Below are 13,538 nucleotides of genomic sequence, written 5' to 3' on the forward strand. Positions count from 1 at the left end.
GCGCGGATCCGCTCAGGTGCAGTGACGCCGCCACTCGGGCCCGGTGTACGCCCACTCCTGTTCCCACTCGGCGAGGCGATGGCGCGTGGCGACCCGTCGTACGACGGCGTAAGCGGCCACGACGCCGCCCGCGAACAGGCCCGCGGCGCAGGCGCCCACCGACAGCGTGTGCTGCCACACGGCGGTGCCGTCCGCGGGGGCGGGGACTACCCGGCCCCGGTCGTCCAGCCAGATGTACGCGCGGTCGCCGCTCCGGGTACCGGCGGGCACCCGGGCCTTGTCCGTACGCGGCGGCTCGCCCGGCTCGGCCCAGCGGACGGTCACCCGGTAGGTCGGCTGCCGTTCGCCCTCGGAGGTGGGCACCGCGGCGGGCGCGTGCTCGGTGACCTCGGCGGGGATCCGGTGACGTTCGGCGCGCTGCTCCTCGGCCGTGACCCGCGCTCCGTCGTACGCCCACCAGCCCGCGGCGATCCCGGCCAGCGGGCCGCCGACGCACAGCAGGACCGCGACGCACAGCGCGGTCCACGCCTCCACCACGTCCGAGCGGCGCCGCAGCGGATTGCGCCGCCACCGCCAGCCCCGCATCCGCGTCCGCATCTCCCGGCCTCCTCACCTCTCGACCGCGCTCGCCTCTCGCCTCTCGGCACTGCTCGTGACCGCTACCGCCTCTCGTCACACCCTCACCGGCGTACGCCGCTCACCTTTCCACCGTCCTCTCCGTCGGGCGTCTTCGCCAGCCGCCGACGACTGATCCGCGCCCGGTGTGGAACCCGCGTCGTGTCTGTGGCCGGGAAGTCGTGTGTGCGACCGGGCGGCGATCACCGCGAGGGCATCCGCGAGGCGCGCGAGAGGGGTACCCGCGAAACACACGGGCGAAAGGCAGGAGGCATGAGCTTCGAAAGGTACGAGCCATGAACAAGGACACCCGGACCGTCACCGTCGGCATCGACGGCTCCCGCGCGAGTCTCGACGCCGCCGACTGGGCGGCCCGCGAGGCCGAGCGACGCGGGGTCGCCCTGCGGCTGCTGCACGCCGGAGTCGAAGCCGCCGCACCCGCACGGCCCCCGGGTGGTGCGCCCGTCCGCACCACCCTCGACCGGGCCGCCGTCCAACTCTCCTACGGCCACCCGGCGTTGGACATCATCGCCCGCCGCACCGAGACGCCTGCCGTCCCGGCGCTGGTCGCCGCCGCCGCGGAGTCGGAGACCCTGGTCCTGGGCTCGCGGGGCTTCAGTGGCTTCGCCGGATTCCTGGTCGGCTCGGTCGCGCTCGCCGTGGCCGCGCGGGCCGAACGCCCGGTGGTGCTGGTGCGCGCGGGCGAACTCCCCGAGGACGAGCGGATGCCCGTCGCAGGGACCACCCCGCCGGCCCGGGCCCCGTATCTGCCGGTGGTCCTCGGTCTCGACCTCGCCCACCCCGCGGACGACCTCATCGGCCACGCCTTCGACACGGCCACAGTGCGCTCGGCGCCGCTGCACGTCGTGCACGCCTGGACGCCGTCCCCACGGCGGGGCTACCTCAACGGCGGGCGGACGCCCGGCGACACGGCCGAGCAGGAGGACGCCAAGTGCCGTTCCCTGGCGGTGACTCTGCAGCCGTGGCGCCACAAGTACCCGGAGACCGAGGTCACCGAGCGCGTGGCCCACGGGCACGCCGGGCACCATCTGCTGCAGGCTTCCGCCCGGGCGGGACTGCTGGTCATCGGCCGCCGGGCCTCGGCCGGCCCGGGCCTCGGCCGCGCGGCGCGTTCCCTGGTCCACCACTCCACGTGCCCGGTCGCCGTGGTGCCCCATCCCTGAAAGGGATCATCCCTGAGAGAGATCACGCCGACCGTGCGGCTGGGGGCGATCAGCCGAAGCGCTCGATCCGGATACGGTCCACCGGCTGGCCGGCGTCCACCAGCAGCCGCGAGGCATGTTCGGCGAACCCGTTCGAACCGCACACATAGGCCTCCCACCCACCTTCGGGTCGGTCGGCCAGGAGCGCCGCCACATGTGCGGCCGACACACGTCCCACGGGCACACCCTCCGGCCCGGTGCGCGTGAACACGGGGGTGGTCTCGGCGCCGTACTCCGACGCGTAGATCAGCTCCTCGGGGCTGCGAGCCGACACGAGCAGCCGCAGCGGCACCGACAGCCCCCGCGCGCGGTGGTGGCGGACCATCGACATCAGCGGTACGACGCCTGAGCCCGCGCCGACGAGCAGGGCGGGCCGGTCGCCCGGCCAGGCGAAGAAGCCGCTGAGCGGGCCGCGCACCTCCACCTCGTCACCGGGTTTGGCGACCGTGTGGAACCAGCCGGACACCTCACCGCCGTCGACATGGTCGAGGGTGAGTTCGATGTGCCCGGTGTCGTCGGGCGGCGAGGCGATCGAGTAGTGCCGCTGAGCGAGATAGCCGTCCTCCGCCCGAAGCCGCAGCATCAGGTGCTGGCCGGGCAGATGCCCCTCCCAGTCGGGAACGGCGAACCGGAAGGTCGCCGCGTGCGGGGTCTCCCGGCGGACCTCGGTGAGCGTGGCGCGCTGCCAGGTGGCCGCCGCGCGGTTGCTCACGGCGATCCGCCCCGGCACGGCGAAGCGGGTCGGCGGAGTGAAGCCCGCCGACGGCGTGGAGCCCGTGGCGGACATGAAGGTCGCGGACATGGAGGTCTCAGTCACCGGAGTAGCGCTGCTCTTCCCAGGGGTTGCCGCGGTGGTGGTAGCCGTTCTGCTCCCAGAAGCCCGGCTCGTCGTGGTCCAGGAGCCGCAGGCCCGCGATCCACTTGGCGCTCTTCCAGAAGTACAGATGCGGCACGATCAGCCGCGCCGGACCACCGTGCTCGGCGGGCAGCGGCCCGTCCCCGTAATCCCACACGATCCAGGCGCGCCCGCCGGTGAGATCGGCGAGGGGGAGGTTCGTGGTGTAACCGGTGTGCGAGTACGCGACGACGTGTGTGGCCTCCGGCGCCGGACGGACCTCGTCGAGAAACGCGTCGAGTGACACGCCCCCGAAGCGCACCCCGAACTTCGACCAGCTCGTCACGCAGTGGATGTCGCCCTCGTACGCGGACGGCGGCAGCGCGTGCGCCTCGTCCCAGGTCCAGGTGCGCGGTTCGGCGACCAGACCGTCGACGGTGAACGTCCACTCCTCGGGCGCCAGGTCCGGCGTGACCTCCGCGGACAGGACGGGCCAGTCGTCGCCCGCGTCGTACTGGCCGGGCGGCAGCCCGTCGTTGCGGACGCGCGGGCGCCCGGTGAAGCCTCGGGTGACGTTCATACGGGAGGTGCCTCCAGGCCTGCCGAACGGCGGCCCTTGATCGTTGCGTACGCCCTCCACGGTACCGGGCCCGCCGGGAAGCCCCGCCCCTGGACCGCCCCCGGATCATTGCGGCCGCGTGAACAGTCCGGTGGCCGGGGAATAGCAGCCCCGTGATCTTCCTTGCCGCTATTGCCCACCCCTGCGCGAAGGAGAGTGACGGAGCAATGCCCAAGGCGTACGTCTTCACCCGGTACGGCGGCCCCGAGACCGAAGCCCTCGTCGACCAGGACCGCCCGAGCCCCGGACCCGGCGAACTGCTGGTCGCCGTCCGGGCGGCGGGCGTGAACCCCGTCGACTCCAAGCAGCGCACCGGCTACCAGCGCCCCGGCCAGCAGCCGCGCGCGGTGCCCGCCGTGTTCGGCAACGAGGCCGCCGGAGTCGTCGAGGAGGTCGGCGAGGGCGTCACGGGCTTCGCGGTCGGGGACGAGGTCTTCGGCAACCCGGTCGCCGGGGCGTTCGCCGAGTACGTGCTGCTCCCCGTGGCGGTCACCGCGCACAAGCCCGCCGGGGTCTCGTTCACGGACGCCGCGGCCCTGCCCGTCGCGGCGGCGACCGCCTACGACGGAGTCCGCCAGCTGAACCTGCCGGCCGGCTCGACCCTGCTGGTCACGGGCGCGGGCGGCGGTGTGGGCGTCTCGGTGATCCAGATCGCCCGCGCCGACGGCGTGAACGTCATCGGTGTCGCGAGCGCGGGCAAGAAGGACCTGGTCGAGTCGCTCGGTGCCGTCCATGTGCCCTCGGGCCCGGACTTCGTCAGCGGTGTACGGGCCGTGGCGCCCGACGGCGTGGACGCCGTGTACGACGTGGTCGGCGGTGAGGTCCTCGAAGCCGCGTCCGAGCTGGTCGCGGACCGGACGAAGCTGATCACCGCGGGCGGCAAGGACATCGTGGCCCGGCTCGGCGGCTCGCCCGTCGCGCGGGCCCGTACCGCCGCGGTGCTCGACCAGGTGGTTCAGCTCGTGGCCGACGGCAAACTGGACCCCTTCGTGACGCAGACGTTCCCGCTCGAACGGGCCGGGGAGGCGCTGCGTACCGTCGAGGAGGGCCACACGCGCGGCAAGGTCGTGATCGAGGTCGCCATATGAGCGGGGCACGTCACCCGCTGGACAATCCGGCGCTGGGCTCGCTGACCGGCCCGCACGCCCACTTCGCCGAGCACCGCGGCCGCGTGCTGCGCTACCCCGTCGACGTGTCGCCCTGGCTGGCACTGCCCGACGAGCCGGACGCCGACGACTGGGCCGACCTCGCGGCACTCGTCGGCCCCGGCGAGGAGATAGGGCTCCCCGCCTTCGACGGCGGCATCCCGGACGGCTGGGACGTGACGTTCAGCCTGGACGGCGTACAACTCGTGGACGACGGCCTGGCCACCGCGCCGGAGCCGGAGGCCGTACGGCTCGGTCCCGCCGACGTACCGGAGATGCTGGACCTGGTCGAGCGCACCAGACCGGGCCCGTTCCTGCCGCGGACCGTCGAACTCGGCACGTATCTCGGGATTCGCCGGAACGGGGCCCTGATCGCCATGGCGGGGGAGCGGCTGCATCCACCGGGCTGGACCGAGATCAGCGCGGTCTGCACCGATCCGGACTTCCGCGGTGAGGGCCTCGCGACCCGGCTGACCCTGGCGGTCGCCCACGGCATACGCGCCCGGGGCGAGACCCCGTTCCTGCACGCCGCCGCCGACAACACCACCGCCATCCGGCTCTATGAGGCGATGGGCTTCCGGCTGCGGCGCAGGACGAGGTTCGTGGGGGCGCGGGTGCCCGAACCGCTCGGCGACCGGCAGACGTTGGGGGTCGCCTAGCGGCGGGGGAGGGCGTGGGGCCGCGGCGGGCTTGAAGGATGGTGGTGCGGCGGGCCTTGACACGTGACGGGTCGCGCCGCCTGCCCGCTCGCGCCTCCGCCGTGCCTCAGTCGCTCGCGGACGTGGCCTTGAAGGTCACGCCACCCACCGCCGCGTTGTACCGCAGCAGATACCCGGCGAACCGCTCCAGGTCCTCCTCCGGCCAGCCCGCGAGCCGCTCGCGGAACGCCACCCGGCGGCTCGCGGTCACCTGGGCGAGGATCTCCGTGCCGGCGGGGGTGAGGTGGAGCACCTGGACGCGCTGGTCCTGGGGATCGGCGCGGCGTTCGACCAGCCCTGCGCGTTCGAGGGCGGAGACCTGGCGGCTGACCGTGGACTTGTCCAGGGCGTAGTGCGCGGCCAGGTCGGTGGCCCGGCAGCCGCCGACGTCCTCCAGGTGGCCGAGCAGCGTGTACGAGACCAGGGACAGCTCGGGGTGCAGACGTCCCGCCGAGGCCCGGGCGCGGCGGGCGAAGGCCGTCAGCTCGTGGTGGATCGTCTCGATGGACACGTCGGCTGCGTTCACGGTTTCTTCCTTTCTCTTCTGGTTGCACCATACAACTAAGTGGTTGCCTAATGCAACTAGAGGTGCCTCGGGTGTGATGCGCGGAGGGCCTGGGACCGGGTCCCGGCCGGGGGTGGCGCCGTGTAATGTTGCCGTCCGGCTGCGGACCGCCCCAGCCGCGAACGGACCGAGGAGGTGAGCCCCATTACCGCTGTGTCAGCTCGGGTGCTCTCGCCTCAGGGCCTCACCGGCATCAGGTGACCTGGAGGGCGCCCTTCGGCTTCCCGAAAGGCTCTCGGCTTCCATGCCACCTTCTTACGCACAGGTCGTCACCGCGCTCCGCTCCGCAGGTTGTGTCTTCGCCGAGGACGAGGCGCGACTGATCCTCTCCACCGCACGCACACCCGCCGAACTCACCGTGATGGTGGACGGCCGGGTCGCGGGCCTGCCCCTCGAACACGTCCTGGGCTGGGCCGAGTTCAGAGGTCTGCGCATAGCAGTGGAACCCGGCGTCTTCGTGCCCCGCCGCCGAACGGAGTTCCTGGTCGAGCAGGCCGTCGCGCTCGCCCCCGAGGCCCCCGTCGTCGTGGACCTGTGCTGTGGCTCCGGTGCGGTGGGTGCGGCGCTCGCCGCCGCGCTTCCCGGCGTTGAGCTGCACGCCGCCGATGTCGATCCCGCCGCGGTGCGGTGCGCTCGGCGGAACGTGGGCCGGGGTGCTCATGTCCACGAGGGTGATCTCTTCGAGGCGTTGCCCCATGGCCTCCGTGGCCGCATCGGCATTCTGGCTGCCAATGTGCCGTACGTTCCCACCGGTGAGGTCGGGCTGCTGCCGCCGGAGGCCCGGGATCATGAACCTCTCGTGGCGCTCGACGGGGGTGGGGACGGGCTCGACGTCCTGCGTCGGGTCGCCGTGGAGGCGCCGCGGTGGCTGGCGCCCGGCGGGAGTCTCCTCGTCGAGACGAGTGAGCGCCAGACCGGCCTGGCCGTCGAGATATTCGCCGGTGCCGGACTGATCCCGAGGCTGGAGGTCTCGGAGGAGCTCTACGCGAACGTCGTGATCGGCGTGAAGGGTGGCTGAGGGTGCGGGACTGAGGCTGCGGGTCGTCCGTGGCTGGTCGCGCAGTTCCCCGCGCCCCTGACGGGCGAGGTGCTCGTCACATTGACCCCCCAATCCTTTTGCAACTAGTTGCAAAAGGATTGGCTCGTCGTCTACAAAGACATGACGACACCGCGTACGGAGGGGCCCATGAGCCGTTACCCGCATCTGCTGAACCCGCTCGACCTGGGCTTCACCACGTTGGCGAACCGCGTGCTCATGGGCTCCATGCACGTCGGCCTGGAAGAGGCCGAGCGCGGCTTCGAGCGCATGGCGGAGTTCTACGCCGCCCGGGCGCGCGGCGGCGTCGGCCTCATCGTCACCGGCGGCATCGCCCCCAACGAGGCGGGCCGCCCGTACGAGGGCGGGGCCAAGCTCACCACCGAGGCGGAGGCCGAGCAGCACACCGGGATCACCACCGCGGTGCACCGCGAGGGCGGGAAGATCGCGATGCAGATCCTCCACTTCGGGCGGTACGCCTACCATCAGGACCTGGTCGCCCCGAGCGCCCTCCAGGCGCCGATCAGCCCGTACCCGCCGCACGCGCTCACCGACGACGAGGTCGAGCGGACCATCGACGACTACGCCAGGGCGGCCCGTCTCGCGCGGCAGGCCGGCTACGACGGCGTCGAGATCATGGGCTCCGAGGGCTACCTCATCAACGAGTTCATCGCCGCCCAGACCAACAAACGCGAAGACCGCTGGGGTGGTTCCTACGAGAACCGCATGCGGTTCCCCGTCGAGATCGTCCGCCGGGTGCGGGAGGCGGTCGGCGAGGACTTCATCATCATCTACCGGCTGTCGATGCTGGATCTGGTCCCGGGCGGATCCTCGTTCGACGAGGTGATCACGCTCGCCAAGGCCGTCGAGGCGGCCGGGGCGACCATCATCAACACCGGTATCGGCTGGCACGAGGCCCGGATCCCCACCATCGCGACCTCGGTGCCGCGCGGCGCGTACGCCTGGGTGACCAAGAAAGTCATGGGTGCCGTGTCGATCCCGCTGGTGACGACGAACCGCATCAACACCCCTGATCTCGCAGAGCAGTTGCTCGCCGAGGGGTACGCCGACATGGTGTCGCTGGCCCGCCCGATGCTCGCCGACCCGGACTTCGTGGCCAAGGCGGAAGCCGGGCGCCCCGAGGCCATCAACACCTGCATCGGCTGCAACCAGGCCTGCCTCGACCACACGTTCAGCGGCAAGATCACGTCGTGCCTGGTGAACCCGCGGGCCTGCCACGAGACCGAGCTCGTCCTCTCACCGACCAGGCGGCGCAAGCAGGTTGCCGTGGTCGGCGCGGGCCCGGCCGGACTCGCCTGCGCGGTCAGCGCCGCCGAGCGAGGCCACGACGTCACCCTCTACGACGCCGCGCACGAAATCGGCGGCCAGCTCAACGTGGCCCGCCGGGTCCCCGGCAAGCAGGAGTTCGACGAGACGATCCGCTACTTCCGTACGCAGCTCGAACTGCACGGCGTGGACGTGCGGTTGAACACCCCCGTCACTGCCGAGGACGTCTCCGGGTACGACGAGGTCGTCGTCGCCACGGGGGTCAGCCCGCGCACCCCCGAGATTCCCGGTGTCGACCACCCCAGCGTCGTCGGCTACCTCGACGTGCTGCGCGACGGCGCGCCCGTCGGCGACCGTGTCGCGATCCTCGGCGCGGGCGGCATCGGCTTCGACGTCGCCGAGTACCTGACCGACGGCGGTGACAAGGCCAGCGAGGACCCGGCCACGTACTTCCGGCACTGGGGCGTCGACATGGACTACCGGGCGCCCGGCGGCCTCGGCACCCCGGATCGGCCCGCCCCGCCGCGTACCGTCCACCTCCTGCAGCGCAAGGCGTCGAAGGTCGGCGGGGGTCTCGGCAAGACCACCGGCTGGATCCACCGCACCGAACTCAAGCACCGCGGAGTCACCATGGTCCCGGGCGTCCAGTACGACCGTATCGACGACGCCGGCCTGCATGTCACCGTCGACGGCCGGGCCTCAGTCCTTCCGGTCGACACGATCGTGCTCTGCACGGGGCAGGAACCGCGCCGCGACCTGTACGAGGCGCTGCGCGCCGACGGCCGCAGCGTGCACCTCATCGGCGGTGCCGACGTGGCGGCCGAGCTGGACGCCAAGCGGGCCATCAAGCAGGGCACGGAGCTGGCGGCGGCACTGTAGGGGCCGTACGGACCGTCCCTAGGATGACTCCATGTCACTCCCGCACGCGATCCTCACCGCCCTGCTCGAGAAGCCGTCCTCGGGGCTTGAGCTGACCCGTCGCTTCGACAGGTCGATCGGCTACTTCTGGTCGGCGACGCATCAGCAGATCTATCGCGAGCTGGGAAAACTGGAGGCCGAGGGACACATCAGGGCCCTCCCCACGCAACAGCCGGCCCGGGGACAGAAGAAGCGGTACGAGGTCCTGCCCGCGGGCCGTGCCGAACTGGCCAGGTGGACCGCCGCGTCCCATGACCCGAAGCCACTGCGCGACACGATGCTGCTGCGGCTCCGGGCCGCGGCGGTGGTCGGCACGGAGGGCATCGAGGCGGACCTGCGGCGCCATCTCGACCTGCACCAGCGGCAGTTGGCGGAGTACGAGGAGATCCAGGAGCGCGACTTCCCGCCCGGCAGGGACGCGCCGCAGGACCGCCTTCAGCACCTCGTCCTGCGGGCCGGGATCGACCTGGAGACCTTCTGGACGCGCTGGCTGACGCACGCGCTGGAGGAGTTCGGACGGCTGCCCGCGGAAGATCCGGCGTCCTGACGGTCCGGATTTCGGATGGTCCGGATTCGGGTGATCGGCACTTCAGGTCGTCGGCACTTCAGGTGGTCGGCGGCGGCCCGGGCTGCCCGTCGAGACCGGGGTACCGGGCCGCCGCCGTGCTCACAGCCGGTGCGGCTTGGCGCGCCGGCGCAGGACCCAGACCGTGGCTCCGACTCCCGCCGCCACCAGGACGCCGCCCGCCGCGTAGGTGGCGGCACCGTAGTCCTTCGTACCGCCGCCCATCCCGCCCATGACCCCGCGCGACGGTGATGCCGACGATGTCGCAGTCGCAGTCGCAGAGATTGTGGGGCTGGAGACGGGGGAGACGGTGACGGACTGGGTGCCCGCCGTCGTGCCGTCGGCGCAGACCACGATGACGGTGTAGGTGCCGGTGGTGACGTTGGACCAGGCCGCGGCCTGGCTGGTGCTGGTCCCTGACAAGGTCGCCTGGCGCCCCTGCGCGAAGTTGGCCTGACCGCTGGAGAGCAGTGAGGCATTCCCCATGGAGCCGTTGGACCTGGTGGCACAGTCGGTGGTGGTCACCTGCACCGTCGTGCCACTGGTGGTCACATTGATGGCCGTGTTCACCGCGACCGCCTCCGTGGCGGTGAGGGTCAGCGGCAGCGCGGCGGCGGCCGCCACGGTCAGGCCGGAGCGGACGAGCATCTGGGTCATACGCATAGAACTGCCCTCCGACAGCACGGTTGGCGGTACATCCCATGCGCCGCCGAGGATTGGGAACGCCCGTGCGCCTTCGGACCGAGCCAATGCGAGGATCACCGGTTCCGCATGCGGGCCGGGACCGGGCAGGTGACGAATTCCTTCGTCCGGCCGACCGCCGGTGGCGTACCACCGGAGCGGCCCGCTACTTTCCGCGGGCCGTCACCAGGTCCGTCCGGCCGCCAGGATCCGTTCCCCGACGAGCGCGACATGCGGGTTGTCCGACACCCCCGGGCGCCGCACCAGATACGCGGTGTTGATCGGCGGGTCCTCCGGGTCCAGCAGGGTGATCAGCGTGCCGGAGGCCAGCTCGTCGAGGCACAGATAGCGGGGGAGCACCGAGATCCCGGCGCCCGCCACCACCGCCGCGAGGACGCCGCGCAGATCCGGCACCGTGATCGCCGCCTGCCCTGTCAGCCGTACGCCGAAGACGTGCCGCCAGTAGCGTCGCGCGATGGGCAGATCCTCGGCGTACGAGATCAGGGGTGCCCCGTGCAGCACGGCGGGCCCCTCGGCGGCGACCCGGTCCTGGCCGATCCGTTCGGCCCAGGCGGGCGCTGCCACGAGGACGAACTCCTCGTCGGCCAGCGGCACCGCGCTCAGTGTGCGGCCGCGCGGCCGTGACGTGGCGATCGCCAGGTCGAAGCGGCCGCCGCGCAGTCCCTCCAGCAGACCGTCGGTCAGCCCGGTGGTGACCCGCAGCCGCACCCCCTGCCCGGTCAGCGGGGCCAGCGCGGGCAGCACCCGTGTGCACAGCAGTTCCGCGGGACCCGCCACATGGACCGGCTCCGGCACCACGTCCGCACCGAACCCGCCGCGGTCCGTGACCGTCGCGAGCGCGTCCAGTGGCGCCGCGACCTGCGCGGCCAGCTCGTCGGCGACCGAGGTCGACACCACACCGCGCGGCCGCCGCTCGAACAGCTCACGCCCCAGCTGGTCCTCCAGGGACCGGATCTGCGTGGTCACTGTCGGCTGCGACAGCCCCAGCAGCCGCGCCGCCGCCGTGAACGAACCCGCCCGGTGCACGGCCAGGAAGGTCCGCAGCAGCGAGAGATCGAGCGGGGCGGCGGACGCGGCGGTGCCATTGGATTCCCTATGGGGCATACGGAGAATCCTAGGCTCCGTCTATGGCCGGAACCGCCTTCGGGCACCCGCCGCCTGCGCGGGTACGGCGCCGCCACACCCGCCGTACCACCTCACCGCCCCGCCCTACGGCCGTGCCGCTCCCGTCGTCACCGTCCGCTCCGCGGAGAAGCCGCTCCATGTTCCGTCGGGCAGCTTCGCCCTGATCCGCACCCGCTGGGTGACCCCGGCCTCCCGCCCCACGTAGAAGCTGTACGTCGCCTTGTCGCGCGGCGCCGTCCCGCCCCAGACGAGCGAGGTGGCGGGCTGCCGGTCGAGCTGGATCTGGTACTCGGTGATCACCCCGTCGATCGTCTCGGCGTTCGGCGGAACCCAGGAGAGGTCGAGGTAGTACGCCCCGTCGGTGCGATGCGTCGAGGCCCGGAAGCCGGTCGGCGCCAGGCCGGTGCCCGAGTCCGCATCCGTGCCCTTGCCGTCGTCGGAGCCGGCAGCCGTCGTGATCCGTACGGCCGAGCTCGCGGGCGAGACGTTGTCCGCAGCGTCCCGCGCCCGGACCGTGAAGGAGTACCGCGTGCCCGGCCGCAGCCCCGTGACCACGGTCGCCGTCTGTGCGCCGCCCACACTGTGGATCTTCGAGTCTCCCTGATAGATGTCGTACGAGGCCACGCCCCGGTTGTCCGTGGACCTGTCCCAGGACAACTGGGCGGCCCGGCTCCCGGCCGCCTTGCCGCGGGAACGCTGCGGGGCGCTCGGGGCCCGTCCGTCGGCGGCGGTCGCGGCCGGAGTGGTGGCCCGCACCCGCTCGCTGGGCGGTCCGAGCCGCCCGTCGGCGTCCCGCGCGCGTACGGAGAAGGCGTACATGGTCGACGGCTTGAGCCTGGTGATGTCGACCATGTGGTCCGAACCCGGTACTTCCTTCACCATCGTGGTGCCGCGATACACCTCGTAGTGGGCGACCTCGGGCTTCCCGGAGGCCCGGTTCCACATGACGTGCACGCTGGTGGAACTGCCCGCCGCCGCGGTGACGCCCGCCGGGGCCGCGGGCGGCCGGTCGTCCCCGCCCGGGCCCTCGCCGCCCCAGCCGCAGGACACCACCATGAGCAACGCGCCGCAGACCACCGCGGCTCGCAGGAGTACGCGTCGCACAGCCCTGCCCTCCCTCGACGGGAATGGTCCGGACCAATATGGCCTGGTGGGCGTGACCACATCAAGAGGGCCGTGTTCGCGATATCGACCGGACGTTACGTATGCTGATGCTCTTCGCGGCTGAACTCGCCCTTGTCGTAGGGAAGTTCATGCCCACGGTGCGGAACGCTGTCGTCGCTGATCCCGCGCCGGCGAGGGCGGCCGGGCGGCCGGAGCCGACATCGGCTCCGGCCGCCCGGCCCCCGACGAGACGTCACCGGACGTGCTCCGTACGGCCCCCCAACGGTGGCCACATGATCGAACCCCCACCAGATTGGGCTGAGTGTTCGTCAGTGCCCGCCCAGGAGAGGGTCTCTTATCGTGCGTGCCCAGTCGCTGACGCTGGCCGCGGCCGGCGCTGCCCTGCTCGCCCCCACCACGATCTCCGACGTCGCCCCGTTGCCCGATGCCGTGCACGAGCGCGCGGGGAACGCGGGCCCTCCGGGGAATGCCGGATCCGCAGGGGGTGTCCGGGCCGCCGACCTGCTGGCCGCGGTGCGCGACTGTGTGCCCGTCTCCCGCGGCCTCTACCGCACCGACAACGGTGCGCCCGCGGACATCCCCGTCTGCGGAAAGCGCGGCGCGGTCTTCTGGAAGGCCGACCTGGACATCGACTGCGACGGCCGGCCCGGCCCGTACTGCAACGAGAGCACCGACCCGCTCTTCGCCGACACCACCGCCTTCCAGCAGTCCGACGGGAACCAGCTCGACGCCGCGACCCTTCCGTACGTCGTCGTGCCCGCCGCGAGCCACATCTGGGACCACGACGAGCACGGAGTCCGCAGCGGTACGGTCGCCGCCGTGATCCACGGCGACCGTGTGCAGTACGCGGTCGTCGGCGACCTCGGCCCCGAGGGCCTCATCGGCGAGGCGTCGTACGCCACGGCCCGGGGCCTCGGCATCCGCCCCGACCCGCAGGGCGGCGGGGCAGCTTCCGGGGTCACGTACATCTTCTTCGAGGGCTCGAGCGCGTCTCCCATCGAGAACCCCCGGGCGGCCGTCGCCGAGGGCGAGCGACTGGCCCGGGAGTTCATCAGGCGGAACGCGAACCGCTGAGGGCGC

At 72.2% G+C, this 13,538-nt stretch carries 14 protein-coding genes; 7 read left to right on the forward strand and 7 right to left on the reverse strand.

Annotated elements, in window-relative coordinates:
• Positions 1 to 12 precede the first annotated feature (12 nt).
• Entirely contained in the window at positions 13 to 597 is a 585-nt protein-coding gene (locus OG718_RS46800; protein WP_143633592.1) for an Rv1733c family protein, read from the reverse strand.
• Between the two features lie 314 nt (positions 598 to 911).
• Here OG718_RS46800 and OG718_RS46805 point away from each other — a divergent pair, with 314 nt between their 5' ends.
• Complete coding sequence (locus OG718_RS46805) at positions 912 to 1,799, forward strand: universal stress protein (protein ID WP_143633594.1); 888 nt, start codon at positions 912 to 914, stop codon at positions 1,797 to 1,799.
• Positions 1,800 to 1,848: 49 nt separating this feature from the next.
• On the opposite strand, the gene OG718_RS46810 is transcribed toward OG718_RS46805, so the two are convergent.
• Both OG718_RS46810 and OG718_RS46815 read right to left on the reverse strand, forming a co-directional pair.
• Positions 1,849 to 2,625 (reverse strand): ferredoxin reductase, encoded by a 777-nt coding sequence (locus OG718_RS46810; RefSeq protein WP_143634150.1) that lies wholly within the window; start codon positions 2,623 to 2,625, stop codon positions 1,849 to 1,851.
• 22 nt (positions 2,626 to 2,647) lie between these two features.
• Complete coding sequence (locus tag OG718_RS46815; RefSeq protein WP_328847034.1) at positions 2,648 to 3,253, reverse strand: sulfite oxidase-like oxidoreductase; 606 nt, start codon at positions 3,251 to 3,253, stop codon at positions 2,648 to 2,650.
• A gap of 206 nt (positions 3,254 to 3,459) precedes the next feature.
• On the opposite strand from OG718_RS46815, the gene OG718_RS46820 reads away from it, so the two are divergent.
• Positions 3,460 to 4,380 carry an NADP-dependent oxidoreductase gene (locus OG718_RS46820; protein WP_306941468.1) on the forward strand — a complete coding sequence of 307 codons (921 nt, stop codon included), beginning with the start codon at positions 3,460 to 3,462 and terminating at the stop codon, positions 4,378 to 4,380.
• Positions 4,377 to 5,096 carry a GNAT family N-acetyltransferase gene (locus tag OG718_RS46825; protein ID WP_328847035.1) on the forward strand — a complete coding sequence of 240 codons (720 nt, stop codon included), beginning with the start codon at positions 4,377 to 4,379 and terminating at the stop codon, positions 5,094 to 5,096. Before OG718_RS46820 ends, OG718_RS46825 begins: the two co-directional genes overlap by 4 nt.
• A gap of 106 nt (positions 5,097 to 5,202) precedes the next feature.
• On the opposite strand, the gene OG718_RS46830 is transcribed toward OG718_RS46825, so the two are convergent.
• Complete coding sequence (locus OG718_RS46830; protein ID WP_328847036.1) at positions 5,203 to 5,661, reverse strand: MarR family winged helix-turn-helix transcriptional regulator; 459 nt, start codon at positions 5,659 to 5,661, stop codon at positions 5,203 to 5,205.
• A gap of 283 nt (positions 5,662 to 5,944) precedes the next feature.
• Here OG718_RS46830 and OG718_RS46835 point away from each other — a divergent pair, with 283 nt between their 5' ends.
• The 3 genes from OG718_RS46835 to OG718_RS46845 all read left to right on the forward strand — a co-directional run bounded on the left by OG718_RS46835 (position 5,945) and on the right by OG718_RS46845 (position 9,488).
• Complete coding sequence (locus OG718_RS46835; RefSeq protein WP_328847037.1) at positions 5,945 to 6,718, forward strand: putative protein N(5)-glutamine methyltransferase; 774 nt, start codon at positions 5,945 to 5,947, stop codon at positions 6,716 to 6,718.
• Between the two features lie 168 nt (positions 6,719 to 6,886).
• Positions 6,887 to 8,902 carry an NADPH-dependent 2,4-dienoyl-CoA reductase gene (locus OG718_RS46840; protein WP_328847038.1) on the forward strand — a complete coding sequence of 672 codons (2,016 nt, stop codon included), beginning with the start codon at positions 6,887 to 6,889 and terminating at the stop codon, positions 8,900 to 8,902.
• Positions 8,903 to 8,933: 31 nt separating this feature from the next.
• Positions 8,934 to 9,488: a PadR family transcriptional regulator gene (locus tag OG718_RS46845; protein WP_328847039.1), complete on the forward strand. Its 555-nt coding sequence runs from the start codon at positions 8,934 to 8,936 to the stop codon at positions 9,486 to 9,488.
• A gap of 120 nt (positions 9,489 to 9,608) precedes the next feature.
• Here OG718_RS46845 and OG718_RS46850 read toward each other — a convergent pair whose 3' ends face one another.
• From OG718_RS46850 to OG718_RS46860, 3 genes are all read right to left on the reverse strand, one after another.
• Positions 9,609 to 10,169: a hypothetical protein gene (locus OG718_RS46850; RefSeq protein ID WP_306941474.1), complete on the reverse strand. Its 561-nt coding sequence runs from the start codon at positions 10,167 to 10,169 to the stop codon at positions 9,609 to 9,611.
• Between the two features lie 201 nt (positions 10,170 to 10,370).
• Positions 10,371 to 11,312, reverse strand: coding sequence for a LysR family transcriptional regulator (locus OG718_RS46855; protein WP_306941475.1), 942 nt, complete (start codon positions 11,310 to 11,312; stop codon positions 10,371 to 10,373).
• A gap of 105 nt (positions 11,313 to 11,417) precedes the next feature.
• The gene (locus tag OG718_RS46860) at positions 11,418 to 12,437 is read right to left on the reverse strand and encodes a fibronectin type III domain-containing protein (RefSeq protein ID WP_443055280.1); all 1,020 of its coding nucleotides are present in this window, start codon (positions 12,435 to 12,437) and stop codon (positions 11,418 to 11,420) included.
• A 360-nt stretch (positions 12,438 to 12,797) separates the two neighbouring features.
• Between OG718_RS46860 and OG718_RS46865 the strand changes: the two genes are divergently transcribed.
• A complete protein-coding gene (locus OG718_RS46865; RefSeq protein WP_143633612.1) occupies positions 12,798 to 13,532 on the forward strand; it encodes a glycoside hydrolase family 75 protein in 735 nt (244 codons plus the stop codon).
• The last annotated feature ends 6 nt before the right edge of the window (positions 13,533 to 13,538 follow it).

Origin of the sequence: Streptomyces sp. NBC_00258, from assembly GCF_036182465.1 — a bacterium.
Classification (GTDB): Bacteria; Actinomycetota; Actinomycetes; order Streptomycetales; family Streptomycetaceae; genus Streptomyces.

Bases quoted from the DNA above. Each gene is read 5' to 3' on its own strand.
- OG718_RS46805 (WP_143633594.1), top strand. From the start codon at position 912: ATGAACAAGGACACCCGGACCGTCACCGTCGGCATCGACGGCTCCCGC.
- OG718_RS46850 (WP_306941474.1), bottom strand. From the start codon at position 10,169: ATGCGTATGACCCAGATGCTCGTCCGCTCCGGCCTGACCGTGGCGGCC.
- OG718_RS46845 (WP_328847039.1), top strand. From the start codon at position 8,934: ATGTCACTCCCGCACGCGATCCTCACCGCCCTGCTCGAGAAGCCGTCC.
- OG718_RS46815 (WP_328847034.1), bottom strand. From the start codon at position 3,253: ATGAACGTCACCCGAGGCTTCACCGGGCGCCCGCGCGTCCGCAACGAC.
- OG718_RS46840 (WP_328847038.1), top strand. From the start codon at position 6,887: ATGAGCCGTTACCCGCATCTGCTGAACCCGCTCGACCTGGGCTTCACC.
- OG718_RS46855 (WP_306941475.1), bottom strand. From the start codon at position 11,312: ATGCCCCATAGGGAATCCAATGGCACCGCCGCGTCCGCCGCCCCGCTC.
- OG718_RS46820 (WP_306941468.1), top strand. From the start codon at position 3,460: ATGCCCAAGGCGTACGTCTTCACCCGGTACGGCGGCCCCGAGACCGAA.
- OG718_RS46835 (WP_328847037.1), top strand. From the start codon at position 5,945: ATGCCACCTTCTTACGCACAGGTCGTCACCGCGCTCCGCTCCGCAGGT.
- OG718_RS46810 (WP_143634150.1), bottom strand. From the start codon at position 2,625: ATGTCCGCCACGGGCTCCACGCCGTCGGCGGGCTTCACTCCGCCGACC.
- OG718_RS46825 (WP_328847035.1), top strand. From the start codon at position 4,377: ATGAGCGGGGCACGTCACCCGCTGGACAATCCGGCGCTGGGCTCGCTG.
- OG718_RS46800 (WP_143633592.1), bottom strand. From the start codon at position 597: ATGCGGACGCGGATGCGGGGCTGGCGGTGGCGGCGCAATCCGCTGCGG.